Below are 18,612 nucleotides of genomic sequence, written 5' to 3'. Positions count from 1 at the left end.
GCCAGGCCTCAGCATTTTATTATGGTGATCCCCTGGGCGAAATGCGCCTGGTAAGCAGAGTTTTTGAAATGTAAGGCCTTTGAATAAGACAAAAGGCTGCCTCATCGCTAACTTTGCAACAGTGCCCTCGCCTTAGTTCTGTTAACGCTGGCGCTGGCATCACCTTTCTTTGCCACATTTTATACGATGAGCCGTTCTGATTTCATGGCGACGACGGCCTGCTACATGGCTGCGTGTGGCAGGTCTTAAACAACTGAACTGGGCTAGCGAAGGAGTGGGGGCAACAGCAGCTGCGCTGGTAGACTTATCCACAGTTGCTGGTAACAAAATCAGCAATCCGCCCTGGGTCAAATTTCAATCGGCAGGGTGGGTCAATTTTCCATCAGCGCCAACAAATGGTGGTTTCGTCGGGGATGCGCTCCAGGTTCAGCCCGGCAAACTGGCGCAGGATCGTGGTTTCGTACAGCGCTTCCTCCATCGCTGGATCGCTGTAGCCGAACCAGTTCTGCAGCAGATGCACACGCAGCATCGCCATCAACGGGTAGGCCGGACGGNCGGATAATGTGGCTCGATCAAAGCAATCAAGCCCTTCCACGGCACCACCCGATCCATCTCGATCAGGAACAACTCCTTGCGGGTTTGCTTGCGCTTGCCAGCGTACTCGGCGTCGGCGAAGGTCATCTGCTTCATCGGGAAACTCGGTGGGTGGGGGCGCGGTATTTTGCCAAATCAGAAAGTCTTTTTCAGAGTTTCCCTAGTGTGCGCTCTCTTGCTTGGATGGCATTACGTTCTGGCCCAACGTTACTGTAGCGAATCCGCAGCAGTATCAATCAAAGCCTCCTGTATCCCGCGTGAAGAAAGACGCTACGTTGCGCCCGTTCTTCCACGGCTTCGCTTGCCGCCCCGCTACGGCAGATTCGAAGTATTCATCGAAATGTCATCCTTTAGAAACAGTGCGTTAACAAGGAATTTCTATCCTTTGCATCGCGAACCGCAATTGTGCGGCCAGCAATATTGCAAAAGGTGATCAAATGATGCCCCATCCAATACAGGACGCCGTGCTGCGGGTCGACCGGTTGAGCGTCGTCTATCCAGGCGGCGTGACAGCCCTACGCGATACCTCGATTGCATTTCGGCGTGGTGAGTTCACCGTGCTGCTTGGTCTCTCGGGCGCAGGCAAGTCGACCTTGCTCCGTAGTCTCAATCGACTCGTCACGCCCACTGGCGGCAGTGTCACCAGCGAACTCGGTGAGCTCGGCAGCGGCTCGGCCTTGCGTCAGCATCGTCGGCGTACCGCCATGATCTTTCAGCACCACCAGCTAATCGAACGTCAAAGCGCACTGGCTAATGTGCTTACCGGTCGGCTGGCCTTTCACAACACGCTCCGCTCGCTGTTTCCTCTGCCGCGTGCCGATCAGGAGATTGCGCTCAGTTGCCTCGCTCGGGTCGGTCTGGCAGACAAGGCGCTAAGCCGGGTGGACAAACTGTCCGGTGGCCAGCAGCAGCGGGTAGGCATCGCGCGTGCGCTAGCGCAACAGCCGGCGATCATTCTGGCCGATGAGCCGGTAGCCAGTCTCGACCCGGCCACTTCGGTCCGTGTTCTCGGATTGCTGCGCGACATCTGCAAGGAAGACGGCATCACCGCCATCGTTTCGCTGCATCAACTCGAATATGCCCGCCGCTTCGCCGATCGCGTCGTCGGGCTGGCCGATTCTCAGATCGTTTTCGATGCCGCGCCCTCGGAACTCACCGATGCGCAGCTTGAGCGCATCTATGCAGGCCGCTCTACGACTCAGCCAGCGAATGCTCCGGCTGAACCACCTGTCATGCTCGAACCTTCACTGGAGATGTCCCGATGAAACGCTTATCCGCGCTCTTATTGACTTGCTTGCTGTCCGCTGTTTCAAGTTTGTCCGCCCTAGCGGCCGATGCCGATCCGGATGTGCTAAAGGTTGCCCTGCTGCCGGACGAAAACGCCTCCGAGCTGATCAAGCGTAACCAGCCGCTGAAGGATTATCTGGAAGAGCATCTGGACAAGAAGGTGCAGCTGATCGTAACCACCGACTATTCCTCGATGATTGAGGCGATGCGCTTTGGCCGTATCGACCTGGCGTATTTCGGTCCGCTGTCCTACGTCATGGCCAAAAGCAAAAGCGACATCGAGCCCTTCGCTGTCACGGTCATCGACGGCAAGCCGACCTATCGCTCGGTGATTATCGCCAATGTGGCGTCAGGCGTGAATGAGTATGCCGACCTTAAGGGCAAGAAGATGGCCTATGGTGACCGGGCATCGACGTCCAGCCATTTGATTCCCAAAACCGTGCTTCTTGAGACGGCCGGTTTGACGGGTGGGCGGGACTACGAAGAATATTTTGTGGGCACGCATGACGCCGTTGCCGTCAACGTGGCGAACGGCAACGCCGATGCGGGTGGGCTGTCGGAGGTAATTTTCAATCACGTAGTCGAACGTGGCCTAATCGATCCGAGCAAGGTGAAAGTACTTGGTTACAGCGGCGAATACCCCCAGTACCCCTGGGCGATGCGCTCGAACCTGAGCCCCGAGCTGAAAACCAAGGTGCGGGATGTATTCGTCGGTATCGACGATCCCGAAGTGCTGCGCAACTTCAAGGCCGAGGCCTTCGCGCCAATCACCGACGCCGACTACGATGTGATCCGCAAAATGGGATCGCTGCTCGGCCTCGACTTCGCCACGATGTGAGCACCGATATGTCTACTCATTACGACGTGCAGGCGCTGCCTGCAGAGCAACGCGAGCACATCCTTCGAGGCTTCGGCCTCGGTTGGTGGCGCCAGCTGGGGCAGGTGGCGATTGTATTCGGAGTGGTGCTGTTGGCCTGCTGGTACGTGGGGCTGCTCGATGCCACCACGCTGCTGAACGGGCTGCCCTCCATCGCGACCCTGGCAGGCGAGGCCATGCCGCCAGACTTTTCGGGCTATCGAAGCTGGATTCGCCCCTTGATCGACACCTTGGCGATGAGCATCGCCGGTACGGCCATCGCAGTGGTGTTCTCGCTGGTGGTGGCCTTCGTTGCAGCGCGCAATACGGCGCCGCACCCCCTTGTGTTCGGTGTTGCCCGGGTGCTGCTCAATGCCCTGCGGTCGGTGCCGGAGCTGATCATGGGCATCATCTTCGTTGCAGCCGTAGGGTTCGGCGCCTTGCCGGGCGTGCTTGCCCTGGGTCTGCATTCGGTCGGCATGGTCAGCAAGTTCTTCGCCGAGGCCATCGAGCACGTCGACGAAGCGCCGGTGGAAGCCGCTCGGGCGGCGGGGGCTACGCCGATGCAAGTGCTGCTGCACGCGGTTTTGCCACAGGTGACGCCGCAGTTCGCCGACGTGGCGATCTACCGCTGGGAATACAACTTTCGCGCCTCCACCGTGATGGGCATGGTTGGCGCCGGCGGTATCGGCTTCGAACTCATGGGCTCGCTGCGCATCATGCAGTACCAGGAGGTTGCAGCAATCCTGCTGGTCATCCTGGCCATGGTCACGCTAGTAGACGCCTTCAGTGGCGTGCTGCGCAAACGTTTCAAATAGGACAAAACATGCTGCCGAAACTCGTTATAACTCACCGAGTACACGATGAGATCCTGCAACTGCTGGCGCCACATTGCGAGCTGGTGACCAACCAGACCGACAGCACGCTGACGCGCGAGGAAATTCTGCGCCGCTGTCGCGATGCTCAGGCGATGATGGCGTTCATGCCCGATCGGGTCGATGCAGACTTTCTTCAAGCCTGCCCTGAGCTGCGTGTAGTCGGCTGCGCGCTCAAGGGCTTCGACAATTTCGATGTGGACGCCTGTACTGCCCGCGGGGTCTGGCTGACCTTCGTGCCTGATCTGTTGACGGTCCCGACTGCCGAGCTGGCGATCGGACTGGCGGTGGGGCTGGGGCGGCATCTGCGGGCAGCAGATGCGTTCGTCCGCTCTGGCGAGTTCCAGGGCTGGCAACCACAGTTCTACGGCACGGGGCTGGATAACGCTACGGTCGGCATCCTTGGCATGGGCGCCATCGGACTGGCCATGGCTGAGCGCTTGCAGGGATGGGGCGCGACCCTGCAGTACCACGAGGCGAAGGCTCTGGATACACAAACCGAGCAACGGCTCGGCCTGCGCCAGGTGGCGTGCAGCGAACTCTTCGCCAGCTCGGACTTCATCCTGCTGGCGCTTCCCTTGAATGCCGATACCCAGCATCTGGTCAACGCCGAGCTGCTTGCCCTCGTACGGCCGGGCGCTCTGCTTGTAAACCCCTGTCGTGGTTCGGTAGTGGATGAAGCCGCCGTGCTCGCGGCGCTTGAGCGAGGCCAGCTCGGCGGGTATGCGGCGGATGTATTCGAAATGGAAGACTGGGCTCGCGCGGACCGGCCGCGGCTGATCGATCCTGCGCTGCTCGCGCATCCGAATACGCTGTTCACTCCGCACATAGGGTCGGCAGTGCGCGCGGTGCGCCTGGAGATTGAACGTTGTGCAGCGCAGAACATCATCCAGGTATTGGCAGGTGCGCGCCCAATCAACGCTGCGAACCGTCTGCCCAAGGCCGAGCCTGCCGCATGTTGAATCCGGTCTGGCTGAAGAGCCTGGTAGCGATCGTTCAAACAGGCAGTTTTCAGAGCGCGGCGAGGGCGTTGGGGCTGGCCCAGCCGACGGTGTCGCAGCACTTGCAGAAGCTTGAAGAGCAGGTCGGCGTAACGCTGGTGCAGCGCAGTCGTAGCGGCTGCCAGCCTACCACACGGGCGCTGGCCTTCATGCCGCATGCGACCGCCTTGCTCGACATGCACGCCCGGGCGCTAGAAGCCCTGCATGGCAATCGTGAGCGCGTCGGGGCCAGCACCAACATCGGCACCTACCTTCTCCAGCCATTCGTGCGCAACTATCTGACGACCGCAAATGAGAGGGGCGAGGTGGATCTGCGCATCGCCGCCAACCCGGATGTGGCCGACCAGCTACTGGCGGGCCAGCTCGACGCCGCGATCATGGAATGGTGGCTACCTCACCCCGACTTCGAACACCGCCTCTGGCGGGTCGAGCCGCTGGTGCTTATCGTCAGCCCCGACCATGCGCTGGCTGAAGCAGGGTGCATAGAACGTGATCGTCTGGTGGACCTGCCGATGCTGGGAGGTGAACCGGGTAGCGGTACCGGACGGCTTCTGACCGAATACTTTGGCGAACTGGGCGTGCCTCGCAGCGGTATGCAGCTAGGCAGCACCGAGGCAGTCAAACAAGCAGTGAGGGCGGGACTCGGCGTGTCGTTGGTGATGGCTTCCGCAGTACAAGACGAAGTTCGCAGTGGCGCGCTGGTAGCTCTTCCCATCCCGGGGCTTGAAAAGCGTCTCCAACTGATCTGGCGCAAACCTCCCGGAAATCTGCACCCGCCGGGATTTGTGCGGCACTTATTGGAGGAGGCAGATCTAGCTGGATAAGGTGATGGATGGTTGCGATCCAGCGCTTGGCTTGTCAGCCTAGGGAAACTCTGAAAAAGACTTTCTGATTTGGCAAAATACCGCGCCCCCACCCACCGAGTTTCCCGATGAAGCAGATGACCTTCGCCGACGCCGAGTACGCTGGCAAGCGCAAGCAAACCCGCAAGGAGTTGTTCCTGATCGAGATGGATCGGGTGGTGCCGTGGAAGGGCTTGATTGCTTTGATCGAGCCACATTATCCGAAGGGTGAAGGTGGCCGTCCGGCCTACCCGTTGATGGCGATGCTGCGTGTGCATCTGCTGCAGAACTGGTTCGGCTACAGCGATCCAGCGATGGAGGAAGCGCTGTACGAAACCACGATCCTGCGCCAGTTTGCCGGGCTGCACCTGGAGCGCATCCCCGACGAAACCACCATTCTCAACTTCCGCCGCTTGCTGGAGAAACACGAGCTGGCGGCCGGCATCCTCGCTGTCATCAATGGCTCTGGGCGACCGCGGCCTGTCGCTGCGCCAGGGCACCATCGTCGATGCAACGCTGATCAATGCGCCCAGTTCGACCAAGAACAAGGACGGCAAGCGCGACCCGGAAATGCACCAGACCAAGAAGGGAAACCAGTATTATTTCGGCAGTGCGACCTGAAAGTCGCATGGGTTTCTGTTCCGCAGGTTAACGCCCGACGGAACCGACTGTTCCACCACTCGTTCCCTACCCAGACAGGCGTGGCCGGTAACAGCCGGGTCTGAAGCTCTGGGGACAATGTAACCGCCGATATTTCGGTAGGTCGAACCGCGAGGCCAGACTGAATCTGCCAGCATCAAGGCGGAGAGGCGCCAGGGATGAACAGGTACCCGCCAACTGCACGGGGGTGATGGTGCTCGCTTGGCGACTGGCTTCTTGCTGGAGGTTAGAGATTGCTTCGGCAATTGCCTTGGTCTGAGCCACATAGCTGCCGGATAGGTTGGCAATCACAATGCAGCAACGCGGTAACTCCAGAGCGGCGCTCATCAGGCAGCTGAGTGTGTAGGTGCTCACGGTAGCCAGCGTACCGCCGCCGATGACAGGGAAGGTGCGAATAAGCAGGTCATTTCTTCCCAAGCTGACTCGCTGATTAAAATTTCGCGGATCTGGGCCGATTTTTTTCCCGCAAACACATCGAATCAGCCTATTTAGGCTATTTTTTCCACCATTTCTGGCGTTATTTCCGGTTTTTACTGAGATCTCTCCCACTGACGTATCATTTGGTCCACCCGAAACAGGTTGGCCAGGGTGAATAACATCGCCAGTTGGTTATCGTTTTTCAGCAGCCCCTTGTATCTGGCTTTCACGAAGCCGAACTGCCGCTTGATGATGCGAAACGGGTGCTCCACCTTGGCACGGATGCTGGCTTTCATGTATTCGATGTTGATGGCCGTTTTGTTCTTGCGCGGATGCTGCTTCAAGGTTTTTACCTTGCCGGGACGCTCGGCGATCAGCCAGTCCACATCCACCTCGGCCAGCTCCTCGCGCTGTGGCGCTCCTTGGTAGCCGGCATCGGCTGAGACAAATTGCTCCTCTCCATGAAGCAGATTACCCGGCTGATTGAGGTCATGCTCGTTGGCCGCGGTGGTGACTAGGCTGTGGGTCAGGCCACTCTTGGCATCGACACCAATGTGGGCCTTCATGCCAAAGTGCCACTGATTGCCTTTCTTGGTCTGATGCATCTCCGGATCGCGTTGCTGCTCTTTGTTCTTGGTCGAGCTGGGTGCCTCAATGATGGTGGCATCGACCAAGGTGCCTTGAGTCATCATGACGCCTGCTTCGGCCAGCCAGCGATTGATGGTCTTGAACAATTGGCGGGCCAGTTGATGCTGCTCCAGCAGGTGGCGGAAATTCATGATGGTGGTGCGGTCAGGCAAGGCGCTATCCAGGGATAATCGGGCAAACAGGCGCATGGAGGCGATTTCGTACAGGGCATCTTCCATGGCACCGTCGCTCAGGTTGTACCAATGCTGCATGCAGTGAATACGCAGCATGGTCTCCAGCGGATAGGGCCGTCGGCCATTGCCCGCCTTGGGATAAAACGGCTCGATGACAGCGGTCATATTCTGCCATGGCAAAATCTGCTCCATGCGGGAGAGGAAAATCTCTTTTCGGGTCTGACGGCGCTTAGTGCTGAATTCACTATCGGCGAAGGTGAGTTGATGGCTCATGATGTCCCTCTGGGATGCGCTCCGGATGAATATGATGATCTCATATCAGGAACTTGTTCGCACCTTCCCTTGGTAAATGCTTCGCTCCGAGCTTATGACAACTGCCCCGCAGCGAGTTTTTCACATTTCCTATCATCGTGTTTACCCAGTTGAATGCCGGATGATCCAGCCAGTCCAGGTTGCCCCTGGTGACAACACCCAGGTGCTCACAATTGGCCTCCTTGACCGCTTTGAAACAGGCCAATCCATCGGATATCACCGCGCTACCACTGGCAATATGCCGTTTTGCCCAATCAGCAACGGACTTGGTTTTGAAACCATCGACCACCGTCATCCGCATCTTGATTGGATGTCCTTCCTTGTTCAGGGCCACTGCTGCCACAAACGGCGTCTTGCCTGCCGCGCCCCGACCCCGTTTGCCACCACGGCGCTCGCCACCCCAGTAGACATCATCGAGCTGAATGATGCCGCTGATGGGCTGCTTGTCATCGGACTCTTTCATGGCTTGCAGCAGCTTGTGCTTGAGCATCCAGGCGGTGTCATATTTGACGCCCAACTGGCGCTTTAGCTCCATCGCTGACAAGCCTGTTTTGGTTTGTGACAACAGGTGCATTGCCAGAAACCACTTGGTCAGTGGGAGCTTGGTGTTTGCGAAAATCGTGTTTCCAGTCAATGACATCTGGTGACGGCAGTGATTGCATTGCCACACACGTGGCCGCCTTCTCAGGCGACAACAGGTCTTGTTGGCACATTCAGGGCAGACAAAGCCGTTAGGAAAACGCCAAGTGAACAGCGCGTTTTCGCACTGAGCCTCAGTGCCATAGTCCTTGAGAAACTCAAACAGGCTGTAGCCTTTCTGGAATTGGATTTTGCTTTTGGCCATGATCTCGCACCTCGATAACTGTACGTAAGATCAGTATAGTTCGTGGTAACTGACTGCTAATCATGGGTAATCAGGTAAAGTTATGTAAATGTAAATCGTTTAAACTTTGCAATTATTGTAAGTGCTAGTGATTATCATTTATTGTACGCGAGCCAAAGGAACGATCCCCCCGCTCGGTTCACTGTACGTTCCAATTACTCTGGGATATAAACGATGAATTCTCTGCCTCGCGCCGGACTGCGCCGTATCACATTTGCCTCTGTCCTGGTCTTCTCAGTTAGCCTACCGGCGTTCGCTCAGGAAACGTTAACGCTCTATACCACCCGTGAACCGGGTCTGATCCAGCCTTTGCTTGATAGCTGGACCAAAACCAGCGGCATCAAAGTCAGTACGGTCTATATCAAGGACGGTATGCTTGAGCGCGTTAAAGCTGAAGGTAAAAATTCACCTGCCGACCTGCTGATGACCGTCGATGCCGGTAACCTCATTGATTTAGTGGAAGCGGGTGTAACTCAGCCTGTAGAGTCAGAAGCACTAAAAACCGCTATTCCGGCTAATCTGCGCGGCGCAGATAATCAGTGGTTTGCGCTGTCGATGCGTGCCCGCGTGCTGTATGCCGAGAAGTCACTGCCAATCGATAACTGGCATTACGAACAACTCGCCAGCCCTGAGTACAAAGGTAAAGTCTGTATTCGTTCCGGACAGCACCCGTATAACACGGCGCTGATCGCCGCAATGATTGCTCATCACGGTGAAGCAAAGACCGAAGAATGGCTGCGCGGTGTGAAAGCTAACCTGGCGCGTAAAGCTACCGGTGGCGACCGCGATGTTGCTCGCGATATTCTCGGCCGAATTTGCGATATTGGTCTCGCCAACTCCTATTACGTCGGCCATATGAAAAACGCCAAAGAAGGCAGTGATGCACGTCAGTGGGGCGATGCGATTAAAGTCGTTAAACCCACCTTTGAAAATGGCGGTACACACGTCAACATCAGTGGCGCAGCTGTAGCCCGCTATGCGCCAAATAAAGCCGATGCCGTTAAGCTGATGGAATATCTGGTTTCCGCACCTGCCCAGCAGCAGTATGCGAAAGCGAACTTCGAATACCCGGTACTGAAAGGCGTGACGCTTGATCCGGTTATCAGCGCAACTATTGGTGAAATCAACGTCGATAAAACGCCGTTAACCGAAATCGTTAAATATCGTAAACAAGCTAGTCTGCTGGTAGATAAAGTTGGATTCGATCAATAAACCTCTGCAGTTTCCGACGTTACGCGGCCTGGTTTCCGGGCCGCAGTCATTATTAACGCCGCTACATCTTGGCGCACTGTGCGTAGCGCTTGGCGTTCTGACACCGATCATTGCGCTAATTTGGCAGGCTACCCAGGCCAATTTATCTCACTGGGATAATCTCCTGACGTATGTACTGCCTGCCGCACTAAAAAATACCGTGCTGTTATTAGCCGGTGTCGCGGTGATGGTCGGCGTGATTGGCGTAGGCAGCGCATGGGCGGTAACGGCATGGGATTTTCCTGGACGTAAAATTCTTAGCTGGGCGTTACTGTTGCCGCTGGCAATGCCAACCTACATTGTGGCCTTTGCGTGGCTCGATCTGCTGCATCCGATTGGCCCCCTGCAAACCTTTATCCGTTTTTTACTGGGCTTTGACAGCCCAAGACAGTTCCGGCTGCCAGATTTACGCTCACTTTCCGGCGCAATCATCCTGCTCGGATTAGTGCTTTACCCATACGTGTATCTGACAACCCGCGCTATGTTTATCAGCCAGCCCGCCCATTTACTGGAAGCCGCACGCACGCTGGGATGCAGCGCAACCGGAACCTTTTTTCGTGTTGCTTTGCCCATGGCCCGTCCGGCACTGGCCGTTGGGATCAGCCTGGCACTGCTGGAAACGCTCAACGATATTGGCGCATCGGAGTTTCTCGGGGTACAGACGTTAACCGTTACCGTGTACACCACATGGATCTCGCGTTCTGATTTATCTGCTGCGGCGCAAATTGCCTGCATGATGCTGATGTTTATATTCCTGATTCTGACACTGGAATTTTATGGTCGCAGAAAACAAGGATTCAGCAGCCGCAGCCTGCGGGAAATTCAACCTTCGCGCGTGCAGGGCTGGCGCGGTTGGCTGCTCGGTGGCGTTATTTCACTGCCGGTTGTACTGGGTTTTCTGGCACCGGTACTGTTTTTAATGTGGGAAAGCGCCAAACGCATAGGCGATGAGAACCCCCTTTCCTCTTCGTTACTGTCAGCATTGCAAAATACGCTATCGCTGGCAGCGGGAACCACGCTGGTGGTGGTTTGTGTCAGTATGCTGGTGGCCTGGAGCGCCCGCCATAGCGCCGCAGACAACGCCATGCCGGGATTTCGTCGCGGCGTGATGCGTCTGGCCTCTTTAGGCTATGCGGTTCCCGGCACAATTCTGGCGATTGGTTTTTTACCCCCCGCCATGGCTGTCGACCGCTGGCTGGCCGATTTACTGGATGTTCGCGGCCTGCCGCTGATGTCCGCAGGGATCCTGCTGGTAATTTGTTGTGCCATGCGATTCCAGGCGATTGCCATTGGCGCGCTGGATTCTGGTCTGGGCCGCATTCCACCTTCGCTGGAACAGGCGTCTCGTCTGTTGGGCGAGAATGGTGCGGGGACGTTTGCACGAGTCCATTTTCCCCTGCTGCGCCCGGCATTAGTCAGCAGTGCCCTGCTGGTTTTTGCTGATGCCATGAAAGAGCTGCCAACAACGTTGCTTTTGCGCCCGGTCAATTTTGAAACGCTGGCAACGTTACTGTATGCGGAAGCCGCACGTGGAACCTATGAAGAAGGTGCTATCGCCGCGCTAATGATTGTTTTAGCTGGCACGCTACCGGTTATTTTGTTGGTGCGTCACCAAATGACTCGCCGTGGTTAAGAGAGCAACAATGTCAGAAATTGCATTACGACTCCAGGATGTACACGTTGCTTATGGCAACAGCCAGCAATCGGTACTGAGCGGATTTTCAATGTCGGTACGTAAAGGTGAAATTGCCTGTCTGCTGGGTGCCTCAGGCTGCGGAAAAACCACGGTACTACGCGCAGTTGCCGGATTTGAACGCCTGCAAAACGGAGAGATCTATGTGTCACAGCGACGTGTTGCCGGTCCCGGCGTTCATCTGCCACCGGAAAAACGTCATGTCGGCATGGTCTTCCAGGAGTATGCGTTATTCCCCCATCTGACCGCGCAGCAAAATGTGGCCTTTGGATTGCGTCGCATGCCGCGTGAGGAACAACAGGCCAGAGTGACTGAGCTGTTGAAAATGGTGGAGTTACACAGCCATGCCAACCGCTATCCGCATGAGCTTTCCGGCGGGCAACAACAGCGTATCGCCCTTGCGCGCGCGTTGGCGCCACATCCGGAAATCCTGTTGCTGGATGAACCCTTCTCCAGCCTGGATAAGCGCACACGTGAGCGTCTTGGCAACGAGGTACGGGATATTTTGCGCGCCGCCGGGCAAACGGCGCTGTTGGTTACCCACAGTGAACACGAAGCCCAACTAATGGCTGACCATATTGGCGTGGTAAAAATGGGGCAGTATCAAATTAAAAAAGCGACCCATCCGACCTGAAGGTCAACAAAGTCGCCCTGAAAATTAATAATGCTTCTGTACCAGGCTGATGTTCACCGGCATACCGGAGCGCCTTTCCAGTGCCTGGCTCCCGCGGCTCACATCCACGTCATTCCCGCTGATAAAGGTGCGCAAAGCGGGAGTGACTGACAAAGGCACCTTTCTGTCAGACTCGTATTCCGAACGGTTTCGTGACAGCGGCTCATGTACTTCCACCCAGCGACTACCGTCCGGCTCTTCGCTGTATTTCACCGGTCGGTCAATTAATTGTACACGCGTCCCTACAGGCACCGTATCAAACAGGTGCTTGATGTCATCATTCCGCAAACGGATGCACCCCTGACTTACCCGCAAACCAATACCGAAATTGGCATTTGTCCCGTGAATGGCATAAAGCCTGCCAATATAAATTGCATACAGGCCCATCGGATTTTCTGGCCCGGCAGGAACAAAAGCCGGCAAGCTTTCACCGCGAGCGGCGTATTCACGTCGGGTATTTGGCGTCGGCGTCCAGCTTGGTGCTTCCTGCTTACGTTCGACCGCCGTCACCCAGTTACGCGGCGTTTCTCTACCCGCCTGACCAATGTCAATGGGTAAAACCTCAACCGTATTGCTGCCAGCAGGATAATAGTAAAGCCGCATCTCGGCGACGTTGATGACAATCCCCTCGCGCACGGTATCCGGAAGTATCAGTTGCTGCGGCACAACCAGCGTTGAACCCGATTTAGGCAGAAAAACATCGACGCCCGGATAGCCTCGAAACAGTGCAATGCTGTCCAGAATACGCGTGACCTGAACGCCTGAAATCCCAAAGGCAACAGTGACCGTCAGGCATTCCTTTGTGAAATCATCGACGCAGGTAAGACACTTGATCCTGCGACCGGTGGAAAGTGCGTCCATGACGAAATCCATCGACCAGGTCAGATTGGGCGCCGCCGGACGGAGCAGCGGCAGACGTTCTGTTGCCAGCCCTTTACGACGTCTTCTGCGTTTTACGCCCAGGCCACTGAGGTGATAAAGCCGGTACACGCGCTTATGATTAACATGAAGCCCTTCACGGCGCAGCAACTGGCAAATACGACGGTAGCCAAAACGCCTGCGCTCCAGTGCCAGCTCAGTGATGCGCCCTGATAAATGCGCATCAGCAGCCGGACGGTGAGCCTCATAGCGGCAGGTCGACAGGGATAAACCTGTAAGCCTGCAGGCACGACGTTGCGACAGACCGGTCGCATCACACATCAACATCACGGCTTCCCGCTTCTGGTCTGTCGTCAGTACTTTCGCCCAAGAGCCACCTGAAGCGCCTCTTTATCCAGCATGGCTTCGGCAAGCAGCTTCTTGAGTCTGGCGTTCTCTTCCTCAAGCGACTTCAGGCGCTTAACTTCAGGCACCTCCATACCGCCATACTTCTTACGCCAGATGTAAAACGTGGCATCGGAAATGGCATGCTTGCGGCAGAGTTCACGGGCGGGTACCCCAGCTTCGGCTTCGCGGAGAATACTGATGATCTGTTCGTCGGAAAAACGCTTCTTCATGGGGATGTCCTCATGTGGCTTATGAAGACATTACTAACATCGGGGTGTACTAATCAACGGGGAGCAGGTCAGACAGCCCGCCTCGCCGGTCACCGCCTGAATCGCGGTGAGTACCGCATCGACGCTCGGCGAGGCGAACAGATCGCCGCAGACCGCGGCGGTCAGCATGCCTTTACCAATAAAGCCGACGTGCGCCGGTTCATGGCCGGAGCCGCCGCCGGAAATCACCGCCACGTTGTTTTTATTCAGATCGCGGCGTACCACTACACGGATCGCCGGGTCGCTCTCCAGACGCGCCAGGTTATTCCACGGGCTGGTGATAATTGTACCGTCGATCACGTCGCTAACGAGATGGGGGCGTTGATTAAAAAAGAATTGAGACATAACGGCTCCTCGAGGTTGAGTGTAAGACAACCCCCCGAATGCATGTTCATGGTGCGGAGGCGATAGAGAGATTCTGGCGAAGTCAGCATGGAAAAAAACAACACGAAAATGAGTTTCATTACGAAACGTGATTGCTGTTTTTTGTTCCGAAATGAAACTTAATTAGGCGAGAAATCATCACAATGCGAACTCGCTCGACTTTTTCCTCCTGCGATCAGAGCAGGCCACACGGCGCAGTCAGTCTTTTTTGCGGGGCTTTACCCAGGATGGCGCGTAATTGGGGAAATTTATCATCGTGTTTGTCGGTAATTTCGCGGTAACGGAACGGATCGAGATCGCAAATCTCATTATTTTTGTGGTTAAGCGTTCCAATATGAAACGCATGTCATTTTTATCTGTTCCATATCAGAACAAAATGACGAAAGATTTTTTTGTACACGCCTCGCCATACAGTTATTACATCGCTCCGGTACGTCCGCTTTCGCCGTCAACATCAGGCTAAACGGGTTAACGCCAGGGCTCACCATGTAAAAACATGTACTTATTTGAGGATGAAAGGAATGCTAAAAGTTATTCAATCTCCAGCCAAATATCTCCAGGGTCCTGACGCTTCTACCTTATTTGGTCAATACGCTAAAAATCTGGCGGACAGCTTTTTCGTGATTGCGGACGACTTCGTCATGAAGCTGGCGGGAGAAAAGGTACTCAATGGCCTGCACAGCCATGACATTAGCTGCCACGCGGAACGCTTCAACGGTGAATGCAGCCATGTTGAAATTAATCGCCTGATTGCCATTCTGAAAAAACACGGTTGCCGCGGCGTGGTCGGGATCGGCGGTGGTAAAACCCTCGATACCGCGAAGGCGATCGGTTACTACCAGAAGCTGCCGGTGGTGGTGATCCCGACCATCGCCTCGACCGATGCGCCGACCAGCGCGCTGTCGGTGATCTACACCGAAGCGGGCGAGTTTGAAGAGTATCTGATCTATCCGAAAAACCCGGATATGGTGGTGATGGACACGGCGATTATCGCCAAAGCGCCGGTACGCCTGCTGGTCTCCGGCATGGGCGATGCGCTCTCCACCTGGTTCGAGGCCAAAGCTTGCTACGATGCGCGCGCCACCAGCATGGCCGGAGGACAGTCCACCGAGGCGGCGCTGAGCCTCGCCCGCCTGTGCTATGATACGCTGCTGGCGGAGGGCGAAAAGGCCCGTCTGGCGGCGCAGGCCGGGGTAGTGACCGAAGCGCTGGAGCGCATCATCGAGGCGAACACTTACCTCAGCGGCATTGGCTTTGAAAGCAGTGGCCTGGCCGCCGCCCATGCAATCCACAACGGTTTCACCATTCTTGAAGAGTGCCATCACCTGTATCACGGTGAGAAAGTGGCCTTCGGTACCCTGGCGCAGCTGGTGCTACAGAACAGCCCGATGGACGAGATTGAAACGGTGCTGGGCTTCTGCCAGCGCGTCGGCCTGCCGGTGACGCTCGCGCAGATGGGCGTCAAAGAGGGGATCGACGAGAAAATCGCCGCGGTGGCGAAAGCCACCTGCGCGGAAGGGGAAACCATCCACAATATGCCGTTTGCGGTGACCCCGGAGAGCGTCCATGCCGCTATCCTCACCGCCGATCTGTTAGGCCAGCAGTGGCTGGCGCGTTAATTCGCGGTGGCTAAACCGCTGGCCCAGGTCAGCGGTTTTTCTTTCTCCCCTCCGGCAGTCGCTGCCGGAGGGGTTCTCTATGGTACAACGCGGAAAAGGATATGACTGTTCAGACTCAGGATACCGGGAAGGCGGTCTCTTCCGTCATCGCCCAGTCATGGCACCGCTGCAGCAAGTTTATGCAGCGCGAAACCTGGCAAACGCCGCACCAGGCCCAGGGCCTGACCTTCGACTCCATCTGTCGGCGTAAAACCGCGCTGCTGACCATCGGTCAGGCGGCGCTGGAAGACGCCTGGGAGTTTATGGACGGTCGCCCCTGCGCGCTGTTTATTCTTGATGAGTCTGCCTGCATCCTCAGCCGTTGCGGCGAGCCGCAAACCCTGGCCCAGCTGGCTGCCCTGGGATTTCGCGACGGCAGCTATTGTGCTGAGAGCATTATCGGCACCTGCGCGCTGTCGCTGGCCGCGATGCAGGGCCAGCCGATCAACACCGCCGGCGATCGGCATTTTAAGCAGGCGCTACAGCCATGGAGTTTTTGCTCGACGCCGGTGTTTGATAACCACGGGCGGCTGTTCGGCTCTATTTCGCTTTGCTGTCTGGTCGAGCACCAGTCCAGCGCCGACCTCTCCCTGACGCTGGCCATCGCCCGCGAGGTGGGTAACTCCCTGCTCACCGACAGCCTGCTGGCGGAATCCAACCGTCACCTTAATCAGATGTACGGCCTGCTGGAGAGCATGGACGATGGGGTGATGGCGTGGAACGAACAGGGCGTGCTGCAGTTTCTCAATGTTCAGGCGGCGAGACTGCTGCATCTTGATGTTCAGGCCAGCCAGGGGAAAAATATCGCCGATCTGGTGACCCTCCCGGCGCTGCTGCGCCGCGCCATCAAACACGCCCGCGGCCTGAATCACGTCGAAGTCACCTTTGAAAGTCAGCATCAGTTTGTCGATGCGGTGATCACCTTAAAACCGATTGTCGAGGCGCAAGGCAACAGTTTTATTCTGCTGCTGCACCCGGTGGAGCAGATGCGGCAGCTGATGACCAGCCAGCTCGGTAAAGTGAGCCACACCTTTGAGCAGATGTCTGCCGACGATCCGGAAACCCGACGCCTGATCCACTTTGGCCGCCAGGCGGCGCGCGGTGGCTTCCCGGTGCTGCTGTGCGGCGAAGAGGGGGTTGGGAAAGAGCTGCTGAGCCAGGCTATCCACAATGAAAGCGAACGGGCGGGCGGCCCCTACATCGCCGTCAACTGCCAGCTATATGCCGACAGCGTGCTGGGCCAGGACTTTATGGGCAGCGCCCCTACCGACGATGAAAATGGTCGCCTGAGCCGCCTTGAGCTGGCCAACGGCGGCACCCTGTTTCTGGAAAAGATCGAGTATCTGGCGCCGGAGCTGCAGTCGGCCCTGCTGCAGGTGATTAAGCAGGGCGTGCTCACCCGCCTCGACGCCCGGCGCCTGATCCCGGTGGATGTGAAGGTGATTGCCACCACCACCGTCGATCTGGCCAATCTGGTGGAACAGAACCGCTTTAGCCGCCAGCTGTACTATGCGCTGCACTCCTTTGAGATCGTCATCCCGCCGCTGCGCGCCCGACGCAACAGTATTCCGTCGCTGGTGCATAACCGGTTGAAGAGCCTGGAGAAGCGTTTCTCTTCGCGACTGAAAGTGGACGATGACGCGCTGGCGCAGTTGGTGGCCTACTCATGGCCGGGGAATGATTTTGAGCTCAACAGCGTCATTGAGAATATCGCCATCAGCAGCGACAACGGCCACATTCGCCTGAGTAATCTGCCGGAATATCTCTTTTCCGAGCGGCCGGGCGGGGATAGCGCGTCATCGCTGCTGCCGGCCAGCCTGACCTTTAGCGCCATCGAAAAGGAAGCTATTATTCACGCCGCCCGGGTGACCAGCGGGCGGGTGCAGGAGATGTCGCAGCTGCTCAATATCGGCCGCACCACCCTGTGGCGCAAAATGAAGCAGTACGATATTGACGCCAGCCAATTCAAGCGCAAGCATCAGGCCTAGTCTCCTCGATACGCGCCATGGAGAACAGGGCATCCGACAGGCGATTGCTGTAGCGTTTGAGCGCGTCGCGCAGCGGATGCGCGCGGTCCATGGCCGTCAGCAGGCGTTCGAGCCGACGGGACTGGGTGCGCGCCACGTGCAGCTGGGCAGAGGCGAGATTCCTCCCCGGGATCACGAACTGTTTTAACGGGCCGCTCTCGGCCATATTGCGGTCGATAAGCCGCTCCAGGGCGGTGATCTCCTCTTCGCCGACCGTCTGGCTCAGGCGGGTCAGGCCCCGCGCATCGCTGGCCAGTTCAGCCCCCAGCACGAACAGCGTCTGCTGAATATGGTGCAGGCTTTCCCGGAGCCCGGCGTCGCGGGTCGTGGCGTAGCAGACGCCCAGTTGGGATATCAGTTCATCGACGGTGCCGTAGGCCTCGACGCGAATATGGTCTTTCTCGATGCGGCTGCCGCCGTACAGGGCGGTGGTGCCTTTATCCCCGGTGCGGGTATAGATACGATACATTCAGTTTCTCTCACTTAACGGCAGGACTTTAACCAGCTGCCCGGCGTTGGCGCCGAGCGTACGCAGATGATCGTCGCTATCGGTGACGTGTCCGGTAGCCAGCGGCGCGTCCGCCGGCAGCTGGGCATGAGTGAGGGCTATCTCGCCGGACGCGCTGAGCCCGATACCCACCCGCAGGGGCGAGCTTCTGGCCGCCAGGGCGCCCAGCGCAGCGGCGTCACCGCCTCCGTCATAGGTTATGGTCTGGCAGGGGACCCCCTGCTCCTCCAGCCCCCAGCACAGCTCATTGATGGCGCCGGCATGGTGCCCGCGCGGATCGTAAAACAGGCGTACGCCTGGCGGTGAAAGCGACATGACGGTCCCCTCGTTAACAC

13 protein-coding genes and 7 pseudogenes are annotated in these 18,612 nt (G+C 57.2%); 11 read left to right on the top strand and 9 right to left on the bottom strand.

Annotation, left to right across the window (positions count from 1 at the left end; translation table 11 throughout):
* Positions 1-394 precede the first annotated feature (394 nt).
* A pseudogene (locus QQZ17_RS10590) lies at positions 395-554 on the bottom strand (transposase); the annotation flags it as partial.
* Between the two features lies 1 nt (position 555).
* Positions 556-690: pseudogene (locus QQZ17_RS10585) on the bottom strand (IS5/IS1182 family transposase); the annotation flags it as partial.
* Positions 691-1,031: 341 nt separating this feature from the next.
* On the opposite strand from QQZ17_RS10585, the gene phnC reads away from it, so the two are divergent.
* From phnC to QQZ17_RS10555, 6 genes and pseudogenes are all read left to right on the top strand, one after another.
* The gene (gene phnC / locus QQZ17_RS10580; RefSeq protein ID WP_012637488.1) at positions 1,032-1,859 is read left to right on the top strand and encodes a phosphonate ABC transporter ATP-binding protein; all 828 of its coding nucleotides are present in this window, start codon (positions 1,032-1,034) and stop codon (positions 1,857-1,859) included.
* On the top strand, positions 1,856-2,719 hold the full coding sequence (gene phnD, locus QQZ17_RS10575; protein WP_004152695.1) for a phosphate/phosphite/phosphonate ABC transporter substrate-binding protein: 864 nt from the start codon (positions 1,856-1,858) through the stop codon (positions 2,717-2,719). The genes phnC and phnD overlap by 4 nt, the downstream gene beginning before the upstream one ends.
* 8 nt (positions 2,720-2,727) lie before the next feature.
* On the top strand, positions 2,728-3,555 hold the full coding sequence (phnE, locus tag QQZ17_RS10570; RefSeq protein ID WP_004152694.1) for a phosphonate ABC transporter, permease protein PhnE: 828 nt from the start codon (positions 2,728-2,730) through the stop codon (positions 3,553-3,555).
* Positions 3,556-3,563: 8 nt separating this feature from the next.
* Positions 3,564-4,574 (top strand): phosphonate dehydrogenase PtxD, encoded by a 1,011-nt coding sequence (gene ptxD / locus QQZ17_RS10565; RefSeq protein WP_004152693.1) that lies wholly within the window; start codon positions 3,564-3,566, stop codon positions 4,572-4,574.
* The gene (locus QQZ17_RS10560) at positions 4,568-5,437 is read left to right on the top strand and encodes a LysR family transcriptional regulator (protein ID WP_004152692.1); all 870 of its coding nucleotides are present in this window, start codon (positions 4,568-4,570) and stop codon (positions 5,435-5,437) included. The genes ptxD and QQZ17_RS10560 overlap by 7 nt, the downstream gene beginning before the upstream one ends.
* A gap of 107 nt (positions 5,438-5,544) precedes the next feature.
* A pseudogene (locus QQZ17_RS10555) lies at positions 5,545-6,064 on the top strand (IS5-like element ISPst7 family transposase); the annotation flags it as partial.
* A 581-nt stretch (positions 6,065-6,645) separates the two neighbouring features.
* On the opposite strand, the gene QQZ17_RS10550 reads toward QQZ17_RS10555, so the two are convergent.
* Together QQZ17_RS10550 and QQZ17_RS10545 are read right to left on the bottom strand one after the other, a co-directional pair.
* Complete coding sequence (locus QQZ17_RS10550) at positions 6,646-7,626, bottom strand: IS5-like element ISKpn26 family transposase (protein WP_032669182.1); 981 nt, start codon at positions 7,624-7,626, stop codon at positions 6,646-6,648.
* 67 nt (positions 7,627-7,693) lie between these two features.
* Positions 7,694-8,509 (bottom strand): annotated as a pseudogene (locus QQZ17_RS10545) (IS1595-like element ISKpn3 family transposase); the annotation flags it as partial.
* A 213-nt stretch (positions 8,510-8,722) separates the two neighbouring features.
* Here QQZ17_RS10545 and QQZ17_RS10540 point away from each other — a divergent pair.
* The 3 genes from QQZ17_RS10540 to QQZ17_RS10530 are packed head-to-tail and all read left to right on the top strand — an operon-like array spanning position 8,723 to position 12,126.
* Complete coding sequence (locus QQZ17_RS10540) at positions 8,723-9,760, top strand: extracellular solute-binding protein (RefSeq protein WP_032669183.1); 1,038 nt, start codon at positions 8,723-8,725, stop codon at positions 9,758-9,760.
* On the top strand, positions 9,744-11,432 hold the full coding sequence (locus tag QQZ17_RS10535; protein WP_032669185.1) for an ABC transporter permease: 1,689 nt from the start codon (positions 9,744-9,746) through the stop codon (positions 11,430-11,432). Before QQZ17_RS10540 ends, QQZ17_RS10535 begins: the two co-directional genes overlap by 17 nt.
* Before the next feature lie 10 nt (positions 11,433-11,442).
* Positions 11,443-12,126 (top strand): ABC transporter ATP-binding protein, encoded by a 684-nt coding sequence (locus QQZ17_RS10530; protein ID WP_032669186.1) that lies wholly within the window; start codon positions 11,443-11,445, stop codon positions 12,124-12,126.
* A 24-nt stretch (positions 12,127-12,150) separates the two neighbouring features.
* On the opposite strand, the pseudogene QQZ17_RS10525 reads toward QQZ17_RS10530, so the two are convergent.
* From QQZ17_RS10525 to QQZ17_RS10515, 3 pseudogenes are all read right to left on the bottom strand, one after another.
* A pseudogene (locus QQZ17_RS10525) lies at positions 12,151-12,876 on the bottom strand (L,D-transpeptidase family protein); the annotation flags it as partial.
* Positions 12,874-13,661: pseudogene (locus QQZ17_RS10520) on the bottom strand (IS3-like element ISSen4 family transposase); the annotation flags it as partial. The pseudogenes QQZ17_RS10525 and QQZ17_RS10520, both read right to left, overlap by 3 nt.
* A 69-nt stretch (positions 13,662-13,730) precedes the next feature.
* A pseudogene (locus tag QQZ17_RS10515) lies at positions 13,731-14,045 on the bottom strand (dihydroxyacetone kinase subunit DhaK); the annotation flags it as partial.
* 560 nt (positions 14,046-14,605) lie between these two features.
* Between QQZ17_RS10515 and QQZ17_RS10510 the strand changes: the two are divergent.
* On the top strand, positions 14,606-15,703 hold the full coding sequence (locus QQZ17_RS10510; RefSeq protein ID WP_032669188.1) for a glycerol dehydrogenase: 1,098 nt from the start codon (positions 14,606-14,608) through the stop codon (positions 15,701-15,703).
* Positions 15,704-15,804: 101 nt separating this feature from the next.
* Entirely contained in the window at positions 15,805-17,730 is a 1,926-nt protein-coding gene (gene dhaR / locus QQZ17_RS10505) for a dihydroxyacetone kinase operon transcriptional regulator DhaR (RefSeq protein WP_020317099.1), read from the top strand.
* Here dhaR and QQZ17_RS10500 read toward each other — a convergent pair.
* A complete protein-coding gene (locus QQZ17_RS10500) occupies positions 17,708-18,238 on the bottom strand; it encodes a cob(I)yrinic acid a,c-diamide adenosyltransferase (protein ID WP_004210508.1) in 531 nt (176 codons plus the stop codon). The genes dhaR and QQZ17_RS10500 overlap by 23 nt on opposite strands.
* The gene (locus tag QQZ17_RS10495; protein WP_002917678.1) at positions 18,239-18,592 is read right to left on the bottom strand and encodes a glycerol dehydratase reactivase beta/small subunit family protein; all 354 of its coding nucleotides are present in this window, start codon (positions 18,590-18,592) and stop codon (positions 18,239-18,241) included.
* Positions 18,593-18,612: the final 20 nt, after the last annotated feature.

The organism is Citrobacter sp. T1.2D-1 (assembly GCF_950098555.1).
Taxonomy (GTDB): Bacteria; Pseudomonadota; Gammaproteobacteria; order Enterobacterales; family Enterobacteriaceae; genus Citrobacter_A; species Citrobacter_A telavivensis.
Note: the sequence above shows the minus strand (reverse complement) of the source record. Positions and strands in the feature narration are given on the sequence as shown.

Bases quoted from the DNA above. Each gene is read 5' to 3' on its own strand.
- phnE (WP_004152694.1), top strand. From the start codon at position 2,728: ATGTCTACTCATTACGACGTGCAGGCGCTGCCTGCAGAGCAACGCGAG.
- QQZ17_RS10530 (WP_032669186.1), top strand. From the start codon at position 11,443: ATGTCAGAAATTGCATTACGACTCCAGGATGTACACGTTGCTTATGGC.
- QQZ17_RS10560 (WP_004152692.1), top strand. From the start codon at position 4,568: ATGTTGAATCCGGTCTGGCTGAAGAGCCTGGTAGCGATCGTTCAAACA.
- QQZ17_RS10510 (WP_032669188.1), top strand. From the start codon at position 14,606: ATGCTAAAAGTTATTCAATCTCCAGCCAAATATCTCCAGGGTCCTGAC.
- phnD (WP_004152695.1), top strand. From the start codon at position 1,856: ATGAAACGCTTATCCGCGCTCTTATTGACTTGCTTGCTGTCCGCTGTT.
- phnC (WP_012637488.1), top strand. From the start codon at position 1,032: ATGATGCCCCATCCAATACAGGACGCCGTGCTGCGGGTCGACCGGTTG.
- ptxD (WP_004152693.1), top strand. From the start codon at position 3,564: ATGCTGCCGAAACTCGTTATAACTCACCGAGTACACGATGAGATCCTG.
- dhaR (WP_020317099.1), top strand. From the start codon at position 15,805: ATGACTGTTCAGACTCAGGATACCGGGAAGGCGGTCTCTTCCGTCATC.
- QQZ17_RS10495 (WP_002917678.1), bottom strand. From the start codon at position 18,592: ATGTCGCTTTCACCGCCAGGCGTACGCCTGTTTTACGATCCGCGCGGG.
- QQZ17_RS10540 (WP_032669183.1), top strand. From the start codon at position 8,723: ATGAATTCTCTGCCTCGCGCCGGACTGCGCCGTATCACATTTGCCTCT.
- QQZ17_RS10550 (WP_032669182.1), bottom strand. From the start codon at position 7,626: ATGAGCCATCAACTCACCTTCGCCGATAGTGAATTCAGCACTAAGCGC.
- QQZ17_RS10500 (WP_004210508.1), bottom strand. From the start codon at position 18,238: ATGTATCGTATCTATACCCGCACCGGGGATAAAGGCACCACCGCCCTG.